General features: G+C 74.7%; 2 protein-coding genes. Both read right to left on the bottom strand.

Going from position 1 to position 2,624, the window contains the following annotated elements; translation table 11 throughout:
• Positions 1-42: 42 nt before the first annotated feature.
• Positions 43-1,542 carry an FAD-dependent monooxygenase gene (locus tag STRAU_RS33580; RefSeq protein ID WP_037663636.1) on the bottom strand — a complete coding sequence of 500 codons (1,500 nt, stop codon included), beginning with the start codon at positions 1,540-1,542 and terminating at the stop codon, positions 43-45.
• A gap of 175 nt (positions 1,543-1,717) precedes the next feature.
• Positions 1,718-2,624, bottom strand: a 907-nt coding sequence (locus STRAU_RS33575; RefSeq protein WP_037663634.1) for an AMP-binding protein, incomplete at its 5' end; no start/stop codon positions are given.

The following is a 2,624-nucleotide window of genomic DNA, read 5'->3' as shown; positions in this document are numbered from 1 at the left end:
TCTGGTCTTGACCGCCGCCGCCGTCGTCGTATCGGGTGGTGCTTACGCCTGCCGGGCCGGGCCGCACCAGGTGGCGAGGGCGCTCCGGAGCGCGGCGATGTCGGGCGCGCCGTCGGCTGCCGCCCAGGCGACATGGCCGTCGGGGCGGATGAGGAGCGCGGCGGGAGCGGGGATCTCGCCGAAGACCGGGACGGGCCAGTGGTCGTCCTCGCTCCGCCCCGTCACGACGTCGACGCGATCGGCCCAGCCCTCGGCGGCCGCCGCCACCTCGGCGCTGCCGCGCAGGTCGAGCAGGACGGGCCGGGCCGCGTGCAGGAGCTCGTAGACGCGGGTGGCGCCGTCGGACGTCTTGAGGCCGGCGTCGGGGACCCGGCGGCCCGTCAGCGGGTGGTCGCCGTCCAGCGGGTACCGGATGTCCAGCGCGGTGAGCATGGCGCGCAGATGCCGGTTGACGTCGTCGAACACCATGAGCGAGCCGAACACCTCGCGCAGCGCGTCCGTCTGGGCGCCGGGGCGGGCCAGGGCCGACTGCGCCCGGGTGTTGTGCAGAACGCGCTCCGCGACCGGGTGGCGCTCGGCGTGGTAGCTGTCCAGCAGGCTCTCGGGCGCCTGGCCGCGCACCACCGAGGCGAGCTTCCAGCCGAGGTTGACCGCGTCCTGCACGCCCATGTTCAGCCCCTGCCCGCCGGCCGGGAAGTGGATGTGCGCCGCGTCGCCCGCGAGCAGCACCCGGCCGTCCCGGTACTGGGCGGCCTGCCGCGCCGCGTCGCCGAACTTGGAGACCCACCTGGGGCTGTGCATGCCGAAGTCCGTGCCCGCGAGCCTGACCAGCGACTCCCGGAGCTGCTCGAACGTCGCGGGTTCGTCGCGGTCCGAGACGTTCTCGTAGTCGGATGTGATCACCCGGTACCAGCCCGGCTCGAAGGCGATCGCCGAGAAGTCGCCGCCCGGCACGCGCCGCACCCAGACGTAGTCCTCGGGCAGATCGGGGAGTTCGACGTCGCCGATCAGCGCGGTCATCGTCGCCGGAGTGCCGGGGAAGTCGATGCCCGCCAGCTTGCGCACGGTACTGCGGCCGCCGTCGCAGCCCACGAGGTAGCGGGCGCGCAGCGTCTCGGGCGCCCCCTCCGCCGCACCCAGCTCGACGGTCACGCCGTCCTCGTCCTGCTGGATCCCGGTCACCTCGGCCGACCGGCGTACCCGCACGCCGAGCTCGGTGCCCCACTCCTCCAGCAGCCGCTCGATGACGTTCTGCAGGATCATCAGCGGGTAGGGGTGCCGGGACTCGGATTCGTCGAAGTCCAGCCAGAGCCCGGAGAAGTGGCCCACCGGCTGCAGTTCGCCGACGGCCAGGAAGCGGTCCAGGACTCCGCGCTGGTCCAGCACCTCCAAGGTGCGGGAGTGCATCCCGCCGGCCCGTGACTCGCCCGTCCGTTCCGCGAGCCGCTCGACCACCACCACGTCGACGCCCGCCAGGCGTAGCTCGCAGGCGAGCATCAGGCCCGTCGGTCCGGCTCCCGCGATCACCACGTCCGTGTCCATGCCGGTGCGTCCCACGTCTTCCCCCTCGTCCCACTGCGTCTCTGACGTTCGAATCACGTCCACGTTCACGGAACGTGGACCGGCCGGTCAAGACAATGCCGATGCCGGCAGGGGCAAGGGCTGTCGCACTTGCCTTGTCCCGCCGGCGGGACGGTCCCACGGGGCGGCGGGGCGTTCAGTCGTCGCGGAGGCGCGGCGGAACCTCTCCGCCGTCGTACACGCGCAGATGGCCGTCGGCGTCGGCCGCCGCGGGCCACCCCGTGCGGAACCAGCCGTCCCGCAGGGCCGCGTCCGTGGCCCGCTTGTCGCCGAAGTAGCCGCCGAAAAGCAGCGGTCCGCGCACGGACAGCTCGCCGCCCGCCACCCGCGCCTCGGTGCCGGGCGCGGGCAGTCCGCAGCTCTCCGGCCGGCGGCGGGCGTCGGCGTGGTCCAGGACGGCGACGTCACCCGTCTCGGGCGCGGTGAGGAAGGCGCGCACCCGGGCGTGCGGGGTCGCGGTGCGGATGTCCTCCAGGAGCCGGGGTCCGGCGGCGGGCGGACCGATCGCCTCGGCGTCGGCGAAGCGCAGGGAGGCCAGGTGGTGCGGCGCCGTGTCCAGGACGCCCGCCCAGGTCTCGGGGGCACACACCAGCCGCTCCGCACGGTGCCCCCGCACGGCCGCGCAGATCGCCACCGGATCCGGGCGCTCCAGGAGCACCGCGGTGCCGCGGGCCTGCCACTGCCGCAGCAGGGCGGCCCAGGCGGACCAGTGCCCCGGAGGAAATCCGCAGACCAGCACGGTGCCCGCGTCCGGCCGACAGCCCGGGTGGGTCCGCAGCACACACACCCGGTGCGAGAGGACGACACCGCGGGGGCGGCCGGAGCCGGTGAAGACGATCACACAGGGGTCGGCCTCGTCCGGCGCCTCGGCGAGGGGCGCCCGCGCCTCCGCAGATGGCCCGCCGGGGTACCCCTCGGGGGTGTCATTCAGGTCCGGGAGTACGACGTGACGTACCGCCGATGCCCGCGCTAGGCGCGCCCCCGCCTCCGTGCGGCCCGGGTCGGTCACGACCAGGCCGGGCCCGGCCGCGCGCACGATCTCC

This window comes from Streptomyces aurantiacus JA 4570 (assembly GCF_000414115.1).
GTDB classification, from domain to species: Bacteria; Actinomycetota; Actinomycetes; order Streptomycetales; family Streptomycetaceae; genus Streptomyces; species Streptomyces aurantiacus_A.
The sequence above is the reverse complement of the archived record's forward strand: the minus strand, read 5'-3'. Positions and strand labels throughout refer to the sequence as shown.

Excerpts from the sequence above, each read along its gene's own strand:
- STRAU_RS33580 (WP_037663636.1), bottom strand. The coding sequence starts at position 1,542 with ATGGACACGGACGTGGTGATCGCGGGAGCCGGACCGACGGGCCTGATG.